Source organism: Streptomyces sp. 8N616 (assembly GCF_052246385.1).
GTDB lineage: Bacteria > Actinomycetota > Actinomycetes > Streptomycetales > Streptomycetaceae > Streptomyces.
Genome location: NZ_JBQQBY010000012.1, coordinates 38142 through 51630, shown reverse-complemented (window position 1 = coordinate 51630; position 13489 = coordinate 38142). Strand labels below are relative to the sequence as shown.

13 protein-coding genes and 1 pseudogene are annotated in these 13489 nt (G+C 71.5%); 6 read left to right on the top strand and 8 right to left on the bottom strand.

Going from position 1 to position 13489, the window contains the following annotated elements:
• Positions 1-92: 92 nt before the first annotated feature.
• Together ACTWQC_RS13130 and ACTWQC_RS13125 are read left to right on the top strand one after the other, a co-directional pair.
• Positions 93-461 (top strand): annotated as a pseudogene (locus ACTWQC_RS13130) (NF041680 family putative transposase); the annotation flags it as partial.
• 100 nt (positions 462-561) lie between these two features.
• Positions 562-1146: a hypothetical protein gene (locus tag ACTWQC_RS13125; protein ID WP_443315816.1), complete on the top strand. Its 585-nt coding sequence runs from the start codon at positions 562-564 to the stop codon at positions 1144-1146.
• Positions 1147-1361: 215 nt separating this feature from the next.
• On the opposite strand, the gene glnA is transcribed toward ACTWQC_RS13125, so the two are convergent.
• Positions 1362-2771, bottom strand: a complete 1410-nt coding sequence (gene glnA / locus ACTWQC_RS13120) for a type I glutamate--ammonia ligase (protein ID WP_443315815.1) — start codon at positions 2769-2771, stop codon at positions 1362-1364.
• A gap of 241 nt (positions 2772-3012) precedes the next feature.
• On the opposite strand from glnA, the gene ACTWQC_RS13115 reads away from it, so the two are divergent.
• A complete protein-coding gene (locus ACTWQC_RS13115; protein WP_443315814.1) occupies positions 3013-3480 on the top strand; it encodes an RDD family protein in 468 nt (155 codons plus the stop codon).
• Between the two features lie 108 nt (positions 3481-3588).
• Here ACTWQC_RS13115 and ACTWQC_RS13110 read toward each other — a convergent pair whose 3' ends face one another.
• The 4 genes from ACTWQC_RS13110 to lipB all read right to left on the bottom strand — a co-directional run bounded on the left by ACTWQC_RS13110 (position 3589) and on the right by lipB (position 6625).
• A complete protein-coding gene (locus tag ACTWQC_RS13110) occupies positions 3589-4278 on the bottom strand; it encodes a DUF4191 domain-containing protein (RefSeq protein WP_443315813.1) in 690 nt (229 codons plus the stop codon).
• A 10-nt stretch (positions 4279-4288) separates the two neighbouring features.
• Positions 4289-4498, bottom strand: a complete 210-nt coding sequence (locus ACTWQC_RS13105; protein WP_443315812.1) for an SCO2195 family GlnR-regulated protein — start codon at positions 4496-4498, stop codon at positions 4289-4291.
• A gap of 178 nt (positions 4499-4676) precedes the next feature.
• Positions 4677-5642, bottom strand: coding sequence for a lipoyl synthase (gene lipA / locus ACTWQC_RS13100; RefSeq protein WP_443315811.1), 966 nt, complete (start codon positions 5640-5642; stop codon positions 4677-4679).
• 116 nt (positions 5643-5758) lie between these two features.
• On the bottom strand, positions 5759-6625 hold the full coding sequence (gene lipB / locus ACTWQC_RS13095; protein ID WP_443315810.1) for a lipoyl(octanoyl) transferase LipB: 867 nt from the start codon (positions 6623-6625) through the stop codon (positions 5759-5761).
• Positions 6626-6908: 283 nt separating this feature from the next.
• On the opposite strand from lipB, the gene ACTWQC_RS13090 reads away from it, so the two are divergent.
• Positions 6909-8393, top strand: a complete 1485-nt coding sequence (locus tag ACTWQC_RS13090; RefSeq protein WP_443315809.1) for a regulator — start codon at positions 6909-6911, stop codon at positions 8391-8393.
• A 16-nt stretch (positions 8394-8409) separates the two neighbouring features.
• Here the strand turns inward: ACTWQC_RS13090 and ACTWQC_RS13085 are convergent, their stop codons facing one another.
• Entirely contained in the window at positions 8410-9777 is a 1368-nt protein-coding gene (locus tag ACTWQC_RS13085) for an NAD(P)/FAD-dependent oxidoreductase (protein ID WP_443315808.1), read from the bottom strand.
• Positions 9778-9920: 143 nt separating this feature from the next.
• Positions 9921-10853 (bottom strand): TIGR01777 family oxidoreductase, encoded by a 933-nt coding sequence (locus tag ACTWQC_RS13080; RefSeq protein WP_443315807.1) that lies wholly within the window; start codon positions 10851-10853, stop codon positions 9921-9923.
• Positions 10854-10923: 70 nt separating this feature from the next.
• Between ACTWQC_RS13080 and ACTWQC_RS13075 the strand changes: the two genes are divergently transcribed.
• A complete protein-coding gene (locus ACTWQC_RS13075) occupies positions 10924-11463 on the top strand; it encodes a GNAT family N-acetyltransferase (protein WP_443315806.1) in 540 nt (179 codons plus the stop codon).
• Positions 11464-11785: 322 nt separating this feature from the next.
• Here the strand turns inward: ACTWQC_RS13075 and ACTWQC_RS13070 are convergent, their stop codons facing one another.
• Complete coding sequence (locus tag ACTWQC_RS13070; protein ID WP_443315924.1) at positions 11786-12304, bottom strand: DUF4240 domain-containing protein; 519 nt, start codon at positions 12302-12304, stop codon at positions 11786-11788.
• A gap of 195 nt (positions 12305-12499) precedes the next feature.
• Between ACTWQC_RS13070 and ACTWQC_RS13065 the strand changes: the two genes are divergently transcribed.
• Positions 12500-13429 carry an SDR family oxidoreductase gene (locus ACTWQC_RS13065; protein ID WP_443315805.1) on the top strand — a complete coding sequence of 310 codons (930 nt, stop codon included), beginning with the start codon at positions 12500-12502 and terminating at the stop codon, positions 13427-13429.
• Positions 13430-13489: the final 60 nt, after the last annotated feature.

Sequence of the window (13489 nt, the reverse complement as noted above, 5' to 3'; positions counted from 1 at the left end):
GAGCCATCGAACCAACCGAAGGCCGTGGACATGGGTGTGCTGCCCCTGAGTGCCGAGCGCGATCCGCTCGCGGTGGCGTCGCGCTTCCGGGACGGGCTCTAGGCTGGACCCGCCCGAAGATCCGCACCCCCGAAGCCGGTGACCGCTGGACGTGGCTGGTCATCGCCGCCCACACACAGCTGAGGCTCGTCCGCGAAGTCGCCGCAGACCTGCGGCGCCCGTGGGAGAAACCGGCCGAGTCCGGTCGGCTCACCCCCGCACGGGTCCGCCGCGGGTTTCGACACCTCCGCCCGCACCTGACCTGCCCGGCCCGAGAGCCCAAACCGTCCCGGCCCGGGCCGGGACGGCCACTCGGCTCGAAGAACCGGCGGCCCGCCACCCGCTTCGACGTGGGCAAAACCGTCAAACGCCCGGAGAGCATCGCCGAACGCAACCGGCTCAAACCTCAAAGAACAAGCTGAGAACCTGTTTCTGAACCCGAAGGGGTGACTTGCTCCACCGCGGGCGCCCGACAGCTCGGCTGTGACAGAAGCATGGGCGGTCGTGAGGGAGACCGTCGCCGTGGCACTGATCACCGCCTGTTCAACTCTGCTGGGCGGAGGACTGGCTGCCTTCGCGGCAGCATGGTCCAGCAGCAGGCAGTTGAACAGCCAGGAGAAACTGGCGGGACAAAGCCGAGACGAGCAGAGGGAAGCGTGTCGACGGCAGTTGCGACGCGATGCCTATGTCGGCTTCCTCAATCAGCTCGATGCCACCAACCGGGCTATGTGGGAGGTCTGGACTCATCCCCTACCTTCTGATCACCAGCCGGTCATTGATTCCCTCTATTCAATGATGTGGCAACTGGGCGAGGCATCCAACATCATCATGCTCGAAGGCCCTGAGGACGTGGCGGCTGCTGCAGAAGATGCCATCAGGTGTTGTTGGGAAAGAATGGGCGACTTGGCTAGGGCTAGCGCCTCCGCAGTTGAGCGGGACCGGTCTACGGATCTCTCTGCGCTTTTCCCATACGAATGGGAGAGATTCGCGCGCCAGGGTCGGGAGGTTCACACGCGTTTCCTGGCTCAAGCAAGCGCCGTTATAGGGGCTGCGATGCAGGCCGTCATTGAGAGACGCATGGCCGATGGAGGCGAACCCCGGCACTGACTCGTCCTGGTACAAGCTGTCTTGGGGGAGGCCCCCTTCGGTGGGGCAGCCGTCCACGCGCCGGCCCGGAAGCACGGCGGAACCGACTGATCAGGGACTGGTCAAGGGCTGCCCACAGAAACGGCCGTCGGCCGCGCCTTCCGGCGAGGGAAGGACACGGCCGACGGCCTACAGACGGCCCAGGAGAGCGGAAACTGCTCTGACCTGCGACGTTCTTAGACGTCGAAGTAGAGCTCGAACTCGTGCGGGTGCGGCCGGAGCTGCAGCGGCGCGATCTCGTTCGTGCGCTTGTAGTCGATCCAGGTCTCGATCAGGTCGGGGGTGAAGACGCCGCCCTGGAGCAGGAACTCGTGGTCCTCCTCGAGGGAGTCGAGCACCGCCGGGAGGGAGGTCGGGACCTGCGGGACGCCCGCGTGCTCCTCGGGGGCGAGCTCGTAGAGGTCCTTGTCGATCGGCTCGGCCGGCTCGATCTTGTTCTTGATGCCGTCCAGGCCGGCCAGCATCAGGGCCGAGAAGGACAGGTACGGGTTGCCGGAGGAGTCCGGGGCCCGGAACTCGACGCGCTTGGCCTTCGGGTTGGAGCCCGTGATCGGGATACGCATCGCAGCCGAGCGGTTACGCTGCGAGTACACCAGGTTGACCGGGGCCTCGAAGCCGGGGACCAGGCGGTGGTACGAGTTCACCGTCGGGTTCGTGAAGGCCAGCAGCGACGGGGCGTGCTTGAGGATGCCGCCGATGTAGTAGCGGGCGGTGTCCGAGAGGCCCGCGTAGCCCTGCTCGTCGTAGAAGAGCGGGTCGCCGCCCAGCCACAGCGACTGGTGGACGTGCATGCCCGAGCCGTTGTCACCGAAGATCGGCTTCGGCATGAAGGTCGCCGTCTTGCCGTTCTTCCAGGCGACGTTCTTGACGATGTATTTGAAGAGCTGCAGGTCGTCGGCCGCGGCGAGCAGCGTGTTGAACTTGTAGTTGATCTCGGCCTGACCGGCGGTGCCGACCTCGTGGTGCTGGCGCTCGACCTGCAGGCCGGCCTTGTTCAGCTCCAGGGTGATCTCGGCGCGCAGGTCGGCGAAGTGGTCGACCGGCGGGGTGGGGAAGTAGCCGCCCTTGTAGCGGACCTTGTAACCCCGGTTGTCCTCGATCGCGCCGGTGTTCCAGGCGCCCGCCTCGGAGTCGATGTGGTAGAAGGCCTCGTTCGACTTGGTCTCGAAGCGCACGCTGTCGAAGACGTAGAACTCGGCCTCGGGGCCGAAGTACGCGGTGTCCGCGATGCCGGTGGAGGCGAGGTAGGCCTCGGCCTTCTTGGCGATGTTCCGCGGGTCACGGCTGTACTGCTCGCCCGTGATCGGGTCGTGGATGAAGAAGTTGATGTTGAGAGTCTTGTCCCGGCGGAACGGGTCGACGCGCGCCGTCGAGAGGTCCGCGCGGAGCGCCATGTCGGACTCGTGGATGGCCTGGAACCCGCGGATCGACGAGCCGTCGAACATCAGCTGCTCGGCCGGGTCGAACGCCTCCACCGGCACCGTGAAGTGCTGCATGATGCCGGGCAGGTCGCAGAACCGGACGTCTACGAACTTGACGTCCTCGTCCGCGATGAACTTCTTCGCGTCGTCGGCGTTCTGGAACATCCAACTCCTCCTAGCCCGCCGCCGGAGGGCGGGATTGTCTCAGTCGAGTGGCCAGTGCGGTGGCACACTGGCCCCGACCATAGGTTTCCGGGATTTCCCGAGCATGACCCATTTGTTTCGCCGAGGTTAACCGGCCGCCTGCTCGGCACCCATCCGTACCCCCCATAAAACACCCAGCAGGCCGGTTTGGGGTGATGCCCCGCGCGCGGGCGACCGTATGCGGTCCCAGTACCGTGGTCGGGTGGACAACAGGCAAGCAATCGGATCGTGGCTCTCCGGGCCCCGCGCGGCCGCCGAGGACATGGGCGTCGACTTCGGGTACCGGGGCAAGCGGCTCGGGCTGCCGGAGGAGGGGCCGGGCTCGATCGCGCCCCTCGGACGGCGCTTCGGAGCCCTCTTCATCGACTGGGCGCTGTGCGGCGTCATCGCGTACGGGCTCCTCGCCCGCGGCGACACCCAGGCCGCGGGCAACTGGGCACTGCTGATCTTCCTCGTGCTGAGCGTGCTCACCGTGGGCAGCATCGGGAGCACGCCGGGCAAGCGGCTCCTCGGCCTCCGGGTGATCTCCGTGAGCGGTGCGCGGCTCCCGCTGCCGTACGTCCTGATCCGCTCGGTGCTGCTGGCCCTCGGCGTCCCGGCCCTGATCTGGGACCGCGACGGCCGCGGCCTGCACGACCGGCTGGCCCGCGCCGTGCAGGTGCGGGTGTAAGGACACCCAGTCCCCAAACTCGTCCACTCACCAAAACTCGCCAGGGCGGCCCGGAACCAAGTTCCGGGCCGCCCTGGCGAGTTTTTCGCGATCTCGCTCAGCGCAGCGTCACCGCATCCGGCCGCCGCGGGGCATCCGCATGCCCTTCGGCATCGGCCCCTTCGGCAGCGGCATGTTGCTCATCAGGTCGCCCAGGGCGCGCAGCCGGTCGTTGACCGTGGTCACCTGGGGGCCGGGGAGCACCCGCGGCAGCTTCAGCAGCGTGGTGCGCAGCTTCTTCAGCTCCACCTGGCCCTCGCCGTTGCCCACGACCACATCGTGCACCGGCACGTCCACGACGACGCGCGCCATCTTCTTCTTCTCGGACGCCAGCAGGCCCTTCAGCCGGTTCGGGTTGCCCTCGGCCACGAGCACGATGCCCGCCTTGCCCACGGCGCGGTGGACGACGTCCTGGTTGCGGTTCATCGCCACCGCCGGGGTGACGGTCCAGCCGCGCTTCATGTTCTCCAGCACCGCGGCCGCCGCGCCCGGCTGGCCCTCCATCTGACCGAAAGCCGCCCGCTCGGCCCGGCGGCCGAAGACGATCGCCATCGCGAGGAAGGCCAGCAGGAAGCCCAGGATGGCCAGATAGACCGGGTGCCCGATCAGAAAGCCGATCGCGAGGAGAACACCGAAGGTGACGATTCCCACAGCCGCGACGACAAGGCCGACCTTGGAGTCGACCCGCTTGGTCATCTGGTAGGTCAGGGCAATCTGCTTGAGCCGCCCCGGGTTTTCGGAAGTTTCCTGCCTCGCCATGCCCCAGAGTCTACGTGGCCTGCGGAGCCCGGGTGGCCACGGCCTCCAGTACGTGCTGCGCCTCCCGCCGGTCCTTCGCGCGGCGCCGGTCCTCCAGCACCGCGGTCCAGGCGTTCTGGCGTGCAGTGCGCTGGCCGCCGCGCATCAGCACGGACTCGACGGCGCGGAGCGTGTCGGTGAAGGACGGGATGGCGGTGGCGCGTACGGGCGCGGCCTGCATGGCGTCAGTCCCCCTCGTAAGCGGTGGGGTGGGAAGCGGCTCCCACCAGATTCACTGATGGGTGTTACCAGTGCGTGACCGGTCGGTCAAACACCAATGAAACCCATACGGGAGCGGGCCACACCTTGGCGCCGTCCGTACGAGCGACGCCGCGCTTCCGCTCCGCCCGGGACCGCGGTCAGACCGACCGTGCGGCGACCGTGGCGTCGCGGCGCTCCATCGCCTGCTGGAACAGGCGGCCCGCCCGGTACGAGGAGCGGACCAGCGGCCCGGACATCACACCCGAGAAGCCGATCTCCTCGGCCTCCTCCTTCAGCTCCACGAACTCCTGCGGCTTCACCCAGCGCTCGACCGGGTGGTGCCGGACGGAAGGACGCAGGTACTGGGTGATGGTGATCAGCTCGCAGCCCGCGTCGTACAGGTCCTGCAGCGCCTGGCTGATCTCCTCGCGCTCCTCGCCCATGCCCAGGATCAGGTTGGACTTGGTGACCAGACCGTCCTCGCGGGCCTTGGTGATCACCTCGAGCGAGCGCTCATAGCGGAAGGCGGGGCGGATCCGCTTGAAGATCCGCGGCACGGTCTCGACGTTGTGCGCGAGCACCTCGGGGCGGGCGGAGAAGACCTCGGCCAGCTGCTCAGGGACGGCGTTGAAGTCCGGAATCAGCAACTCGACCTTCGTACGGCCCGCTTCGCGCTGCGCCGTCATCGCGTGGATCTGCCGCACGGTCTCCGCGTACAGCCAGGCGCCGCCGTCCTCCAGGTCGTCGCGCGCGACGCCGGTGATCGTGGCGTAGTTCAGGTCCATCGTGACCACGGACTCGCCCACGCGGCGCGGCTCGTCCCGGTCGAGCGCCTGCGGCTTGCCGGTGTCGATCTGGCAGAAGTCGCAGCGCCGGGTGCACTGGTCGCCGCCGATGAGGAAGGTGGCCTCGCGGTCCTCCCAGCATTCGTAGATGTTGGGGCAGCCCGCCTCCTGACAGACGGTGTGCAGGCCCTCACGCTTCACCAGGCTGTGCAGCTCGGTGTACTCGGGGCCCATCTTCGCCCGGGTCTTGATCCACTCGGGCTTGCGCTCGATGGGGGTCTGGCTGTTCCGGACCTCCAGGCGCAGCATCTTGCGTCCGTCGGGTGCGACAGCGGACACGTCCGGCTCCCTACGACTTTTGATTCTTCGGGCGGACACCAGGGTACGCCCGCTATTCGTACGTCTTTACGCCCCTGGCAACCCGCGGCTGAAGGGCCGCATTCCCGGCCGGGCCGCTAGACGGCGCGGGGCAGCGGCTCCGCCGCCTCCAGGACGCCCCGGAGGTGCTTCTCGGCCACCGGCAGGACCTCGTCCACCGGGACCCGGCGGCCGAGCTCATTGGAGAGCGAGGTCACCCCGGCGTCGCGGATGCCGCACGGCACGATCCGGTCGAACCAGGTGTTGTCGGGGTCGCAGTTCAGTGCGAAGCCGTGCATGGTCACGCCCTTGGCGACGCGGATGCCGATGGCGGCCAGCTTGCGGTCCTCGCGACGCTGCCCGGCGTTGGACGGCGCGTACTCGGGGCCGTTCAGCCGGGCGTCGAACTCCTCGTCCTCCAGCCGCGGGTCGAAGTCCAGCGACAGGCCCGCCCGTCGCCCGCCACCACCCTCAGCGGAAGCTCCCCCAGACTCCGTCCGGGGGTACCCCCACCGCGCAGCCTCTCCATGCGCCGACCGCTGCTCGACCGGGTCGCCGAGCACCCAGACCCCGCTGCGCCCCTCGATCCGGGTGCTCTCCAGGCCGAACTCGGCGCAGGTGAGGATCAGCGCCTCCTCCAGGCGGCGGACGTGCGCCACGACGTCCACCGGGCGCGGCAGCTTCAGGATCGGGTAGCCGACGAGCTGGCCGGGGCCGTGCCAGGTGATCTTCCCGCCGCGGTCCACGTCGATGACCGGCGTCCCGTCCAGCGGGCGCTCGCTGTCCGCCGTACGACGGCCCGCCGTGTAGACCGGGGGGTGCTCGAGCAGCAGGCAGGTGTCGGGAATCTCGTCCGCGAACCGGGCCGCGTGCACCCGGCGCTGCTCCTGCCACGCCTCCTGGTATTCGACGGCGTCCGCCCCGAAGCCCAGGTGGACAAAGCGCAGCTCGCGCGGCTCACTCACGGCAGCTCCTCTTCCGGCCTCTCCCGGGCGCCGAACGCGCCCATGCCACTGTACGACCGCCCCCGCGCGGGGCCCCAGGCGGCTGCGGCACGGGACCCGCGCAGAGCCCGGGCTCGCGGACCCCGTGCGGGCCTCGCGGAAAGCCTCGGTCCGCCGCTCAAACGCCTGCTCACACGATCGGATGAATGAACGACATGGGGCGCTGCAGCAGGTCCGGGGGCCGCTACATTCGCGCCGTTCCACGAGGGCGCCCGGGCCCGGAAGTCAGGAGACCGCACAGCCGATGACGGATCGACCCCAGCAGCGCACCCCCAACCGTCAGCTCGCCGCGCTCATTGCAGAAGCCGGGTTCTCCAACGCCGGGCTCGCCCGCAGAGTCGACCAGCTCGGCCTCGAGCACGGACTCGACCTGCGCTACGACAAGACCTCGGTGACCCGCTGGCTGCGCGGGCAGCAGCCGCGCGGCACGACGCCCGCGCTGATCGCCGAGGTGTTCTCGCGGCGCCTGGGGCGCCGGCTGTCCGCGCAGGACCTCGGGCTCGACGCCTGCGGCCCCGTCTACGCGGGGCTCGAGTTCGCCGCCTCGCCCGCCGAGGCGGTGGACATCGTCAGCGGTCTGTGGCGCAAGGACTCCGGCAGCCACTCCGAGCTGCGCAAGATCGCGTTCACCCCGGCCGGTCTCGTGGTGCCCAGCCGGGACTGGCTGATCGGCCGCCCCGACGACCGGGTCGCCCGGGCTCCGGAGCCCCTGCCGCCCGCGCCCGGCGCCCCGGCAGCCGCCGGGCGTCCCGGCCGGGGGCCCGCGCCGATGCGGGCGGCGGTCCCCAGGCAGCGGCAGTCCGCCGCCGAGCCCGGCCGGCCGGGCCAGCGGGTCACGGCCGGCGACATCGCGGCCCTGCGCTCGGTCGGGGAGCTGTTCCGCACGCTCGACCACGCATACGGCGGTGGGCACGCCCGGCAGGCCCTGGTGCGGTACCTGGAGCACGAGGCCGAGCCGATGCTGCGCGGGTCGTACGGGGAGACCACCGGGCGGCGGCTGTTCGGCGCGGTCGCGGACCTGACCCGGCTGGCGGGATGGACCTCCTACGACATCGCGGCGCACGGGCTCGCGCAGCGCTACTTCGTCCAGGCCCTGCGGCTCTCGCAGGCGGCGGGCGACCGGCCGTACGGCAGCTATGTGCTGGTGACCATGGCCCGGCAGGCGGTGTATCTCGGGCACGGGCGGGAGGCGGTACAGCTCGCGCGCGTCGCTCAGCAGGGCGTCGGCGGCGGGGGAGCGCCGGCTGTGCAGGCGCTGCTGCACGCCGTGGAGGCGCGCGCGCACGGCGTACTGGGCGAGGTGCGCGCCTGCACGGCGTCGCTGGCGCGGGCCGAGCGCTTCTTGGAGGCGGCCAGGCCGGGCGACGATGTGCCGTACTGGGCGCGCTTCTTCGACGAGGCGCAGCTCGCCGACGAGTTCGGCCACTGCTACCGCGATCTCCAGCAGTACCGGGCCGCCGCCCAGCACGCGGAGCGCTCGCTGCAGCTGCGCGGCGCGGGCTACGCCAGGAGCCGGCTGTTCTGCCGCGTGGTGCTCGCCTCGGCCCGGCTCGGGCTCGGCGAGCTGGACCAGGCGTGCGCGGTGGGGGCCGAGGCGGCGGTGCAGGCGGCGGAGATGCGGTCGGCCCGGGCCGTTGAGTACGTGCGCGACTTCGAGCGGCGGCTCGAGCCGTACAAGGACGCGGCGCCGGTGCGGGCGTTCCGGGAACGGCTGGCCGCGCTCAACTGACCAAGCGGCCTGGCCGTCAGGCCGCCGCGGCGCGGAGTTCCGCCGGGGCGCCGGCGGCTCCGAGGCCGAAGTCGCGGAGGGCCGCTTCGGCCGCGCGGCGGCCGGACACGAGCGCGCCCTGCACCGTGCTCGTGTCGCGGTGGTCCCCGCACACGTACAGGCCCCCCACCACCCGTACAGGACGCTGCAGGTCGTGCGGCGCCCGCATCGCGGGGACCGCCTCCGGATCGTGGTGGGCGGCCAGCAGCTGCCAGCCGTCCGCCTGCGTGCCGTACAGCTCGCCGAGCTGCGTGCGGGCCGCCTTGTCGAGGGCGTGCAACGGCTCGCGGGCGGCCGCGCCGAGGACCACCGAGGTGATGAGGACCCGGCCGGGCGGGGTCCGGGACGGGTCGGCCTCGCTGATGACGGCCGTATACGAGACCGGCCCACGGCGGTCCGCGTCCAGCACGAGCACCGGCTCGGCCAGCGGCGCCGCGTCAGCGGTGTGGTGCAGCACGGTCACCGGGTGGAAGCGCGGCAGCCGCAGCCCCGGCAGGAGCCCGGCAGCCTTCCGCGCGCCCGTGGCCACCACCACGGCGCGGCACGGGAGTTGGCCGTGCTCGGCGGTCTCCACGGAGGTGGTGGAGGCCGACACCGCGCGGACCCCGGTCCGTACGGTGCCCGGCGGCAGAGCGGCTGCCAGCAGCTCGGGCACGGCCGAGGCGCCGCCCGCGGGGATACAGAGCCGGCCGCGGGCGAAGGTGCGCAGCGCCAGGTCGGCGCAGCGGCTGGACGTGGTGAGTTCCGGGTCGCTGAGCAGCGCCGTGAGCAGCGGCCGCAGGAAGCCGTCGACCGTACGGGACGGCAGGCCGCGCGCGGCGAGCGCGTCCGCGGTGGGCAGCTCGGCGCGGGCGAGCAGGCGGTCGGCGGGCATTGCGGCCAGCCGGTTGAGCAGGGCCGAGGCGCGCGCCTGGTCGAGCGCCCCGCCCAGGGGAGACCGGGCGGCCGAGGCGAGGACGCGCGCGGCGGTCAGCGGGCCCCTGGCGGTACGCGCCTCGGCGTACCGCTGACTGCGCCCGCCCAGGTGCACCAACACCCCCTGGGAGAGCGGCCGCAGGTCCAGGCCGTCCAGGCCGTCCAGGCCGTCCAGGCCGTCCAGGCCGTCCAGGCCGGGTGTACGGCGCAGCTCCGGATACGAGGTGAGCAGCTGCGCGGCCCGGTCGAGGCGGAAGCCGTCCACCCTGTCGGTGGCCATCCGCCCCCCGATGTAAGGGGCCGCCTCCAGGACGCTGACGCTTACTCCGGCGTCGGCCAGCCGGCGGGCCGCGGCGAGCCCCGCCACCCCCGCGCCGACGACGATGACGTCCGTCCGGTCTGTCTCGTGCCGTGCAGGGCTGCTGAGCACGTCCCCTCCCGAGGTCGGCTGTGTCCCGCGCAGGGCGCTCCGCGGGTTGCTGGGAACGTCATGCCCGGGGCAGCCGTGGGGAATGCCCGCGTTCCGGACTGGCGTGCGAGGAATCCGGTCGAACCCGGGTGTCCGTAAGGCCCTCAGCGCAGCGCGGCCCGCAGCGCGCTCTCGACCGTCGGATAGGCGAAGGAGAAGCCGGTCTTCAGCAGCTTCGCGGGCACCACCCGCTTGCTGGCGAGGATGTCCTCGGCGAACTCGCGCAAGGTGAACCGCAGTACGGGCGCCGGCACGGCGAACGCGGTCGGCCGGTGCAGCACCCGCCCCATCGCCGCCGTCACTTCGCGGTTGGTGAGCTGTTCCGGAATGGTGCAGTTGACCGGCCCCGACAGCTCCTCGGTGTCCAGGATGTGCCGGATCGCAGCGACTTCGTCGTCCAGCGCGATGAGGCTCCAGTACTGGCGCCCGTCGCCGAGCCGGCCGCCCAGGCCGAACTTGAAGATCGGGAAGAGCCGCCGACCCCAGGCCCCGCCCTTGCGGGCGATGACGGGCGCGCTGCGGGTGAACACGGTCCGGATGCCCGCCTCTTGGGCCGGTGCCGCCGCCTCCTCCCACGCCTGGCAGAGATCCGCCATGAAGCCCTCGCCGGGTGGCGCGCTCTCGTCGGTCAGCCGGTCACCTGTGTCGCCGTAGAACCCGACCCCGCTGGCGCTGACCAGCACCCTGGGCGGGGTGTCCAGCGAGGCGACGGCCTCGGCGATCGCGGCCGTACCCAGCACCCGGCTGTCCCAGACCTCCTTGCGGTAGGCCGGGGTCCAGTAACGGTCGCCGACGCCGGCGGCCGCCAGGTGCACCACCGCCTCGCAGCCCGCGATCCCCGCCGCGTCGACGTGCTGCCGCACCGGATCCCACGCGACCTCGTCCGCCGCCCGCGGCTGCCGCCGCACCAGACGGACCACCTCATGCCCTCCCCCAGAGCCTTCGGCCCGGGAGGGGCCCCCATCGCGCAGGGACCGTACGAGAGCTGTGCCGATGAGCCCGGCCGAGCCGGTGATCGCAATTCGCATGGCAGACATCCTGCCCGGATCCCGTCCGGCCAGGCTCCGCAATCCCGCCGAAGCACGGCCGGGTGGCAGAGTGTCACCCATGTCTGCCTCGCACATACGTCCCGTCATACGCGGTGCCGTGCGCGCCGACGACGCCGCGCTCGCCGAGCTGGACCACCGCACCTGGTCGACCCTGCACGCCGTACTGCCGGGCCCGCCCCCGGAGGGCGACCCGTTCTTCGAGGCGGCGCACCCGCCGTCCCAGTACCTGGTCGCCGAGTACGCCGAGTACGAGGCGGGGGCTTCTCCCGGCGGGAGCCGGCGGATCGCGGGCTACGTCCGGCTCGTGACCCCCACCACGCTGCCCGCCAACGCGCACGTCCGGCAGATCCAGGGACTCGCGGTGGACACCTGGGCGCGCGGGCGCGGCATCGCGAGGGCCCTGCTCGACGCGGCGTGCGAGGAGGCCAGGCGGCAGGGCGCGAGCCGGATCACGCTGCGGGTGCTCGGGCACAACACCCCGGCCCGGCGGCTGTACGAGTCGGCGGGCTTCGCGGTGGAGGGCGTGCTGCCGGGGGAGTTCCTGCTCGAGGGGAAGTACGTGGACGACGTGCTCATGGGCCGCAGCCTGTCGGGCTGACCTTCCCCGCATCCGCGGGTGTGGTCGCCTGCGCAGGCCCGCTCCGGCCGCCGCGGCCGTCGGCACACCAGCGGCGGCGTATCGGTGGCTGGGGCCGGCCGCGTCTGCGGTGGTGTGGGGACCGTGCTCCGCGTCCGCGTGTGTGTGGGCGCCCTGTGCCCGAGGTGATGTGGGGTCCGCCGCGTCTGCGATGGTGTGGAGGCCCTGTCCCGCGCCCGGTGATGTGGGGCCTGTCCCACATCCGCGGGGGGGGTGTGGGGGCCCCGCCCCCACACCCGGGCCCCCCGGGTTCCGCGGAGCGGCCGAGCGGCGAGCTGCCCGCTCAGGGCCGGAACGCGTCCCACAGCTTGGGGAACCGTTCGGCCAGCGCCCGGTCGTCCTCGAAGTCCAGCGCCGTGCCCTCCGGCTCGCGCGGCGGCCGCGGCAGCCCCAGATCCGGTGTCTCGAGCCCGGTGAGCTGCTCGTACGCCTCGTCCGCCGCGTACCCCAGCTCCTCAGCGTCCCCGTCGACCTCCTCGTCGAAGTCGTCGAGCAGGTCGGCCAGTGCGTCGGGATCGTGCACCGCGCCCTCGTAGACCTCCCGGCCCTGACCGATCAGCCAGCAGCGGAAGTTGTCGAAGGCATCGTCGCTCGCGCCGCCCAGAAGCACCCAGGCCGCGCCCCATACGTCCCAGTGGTAGGCGCGGTTGAAGCGGGCCTCGAAGTGACGGGCGAAGTCGAGCACGGCGTCCGGGTCGAGTTGCACCAGGCGGTCCACGACCAGGTCCGCCTGCTCCTCCGGGTCGCCCTCGGCCGCCTCGCGGGTGCTGTCGATGATCTCCCAGAACTCCGTCTCGTCCATCACCCGACCAGCATCGGCCCTGCCATGCCGCCCCGCACCCGGAGCGGCCCGGATGCGGCTGTGTCGTTATCCGGCACCACACGCCGCATCCGGCACCACACGCCGCCGCCCGCCCGCAAACACGACAGAAGGTGTCCGGTTTGGGTGGCAGGGTCGGAACGCAACCACACCTCGGCACAGCGAGAGGACTCACACGTGAGCGAACAGCGCGCACTGGCAGGCAAGGTCGCACTCGTCGCGGGAGCCACCAGGGGAGCGGGCCGGGCGATGGCCGTGGAGCTCGGACGGGCAGGGGCCGCGGTCTACGCCACCGGCCGTACGACCCGCGACCGCGTCAGCGAGGTCGGCCGCACGACGGAGACCATCGAGGAGACCGCCGAGCTGATCACGGCCGCGGGCGGCGAGGGCATCGCGGTGCCGACCGACCACCTCGAGCGGGACCAGGTACGGGCCCTGGTCGAGCGCATCGACCGCGACCACGGGCGGCTCGACGTCCTCGTCAACGACATCTGGGGCGGCGAGCACCTGCTGGAGTTCGGCGAGAACACCAAGGTCTGGCAGTACGACCTGGACAAGGGTCTGCGGATGCTGGAGCTCGGCGTGAAGACCCACGTCATCACCAGCCACTACGCGCTGCCGCTGCTCATCAGGCGGCCCGGCGGGCTGGTCATCGAGGTGACCGACGGCACAGCCGACTACAACGGCACCTACTACCGCGAGAACCTCTTCTACGACCTCACCAAGAACGCCCCGATCCGGATGGCCTTCGGGCTCGGCAAGGAGCTGGAGGGGTCCGGCTGCACCGCGGTGTCCCTCACGCCCGGTTTCCTGCGCTCGGAGCAGATGCTCGACGGCATGGGCATCACCGAGGAGAACTGGCGCGAGGGCGTGAAGCACATCCGCAGCTTCTGCATCGCGGAGTCCCCGACCTACGTGGGCCGCGCCGTCGCCGCGCTCGCCTCGGACCCGGACGTGGCGCGCTGGAACGGCCAGTCGCTCTCCAGCGGGCAGCTCGCCCAGGTCTACGGGTTCACCGACACCGACGGCACCCGACCCGACGCCTGGCGGTACATCAAGGAGGTCGAGATCGAGGGCAGGGACGCCGACGACACCGACTACCGCTGACGCTTGTCCGAGGGCGGTTGCGGCGGTTCCGGCACCGCAGGTCCGCGTCGTCGGGATTCT

Coding starts and splice junctions, on each gene's coding strand:
- glnA (WP_443315815.1), bottom strand. CDS start 2,771: ATGTTCCAGAACGCCGACGACGCGAAGAAGTTCATCGCGGACGAGGAC.
- ACTWQC_RS13110 (WP_443315813.1), bottom strand. CDS start 4,278: ATGGCGAGGCAGGAAACTTCCGAAAACCCGGGGCGGCTCAAGCAGATT.
- ACTWQC_RS13105 (WP_443315812.1), bottom strand. CDS start 4,498: ATGCAGGCCGCGCCCGTACGCGCCACCGCCATCCCGTCCTTCACCGAC.
- ACTWQC_RS13090 (WP_443315809.1), top strand. CDS start 6,909: ATGACGGATCGACCCCAGCAGCGCACCCCCAACCGTCAGCTCGCCGCG.
- ACTWQC_RS13080 (WP_443315807.1), bottom strand. CDS start 10,853: ATGTCTGCCATGCGAATTGCGATCACCGGCTCGGCCGGGCTCATCGGC.
- ACTWQC_RS13075 (WP_443315806.1), top strand. CDS start 10,924: ATGTCTGCCTCGCACATACGTCCCGTCATACGCGGTGCCGTGCGCGCC.
- ACTWQC_RS13070 (WP_443315924.1), bottom strand. CDS start 12,304: ATGGACGAGACGGAGTTCTGGGAGATCATCGACAGCACCCGCGAGGCG.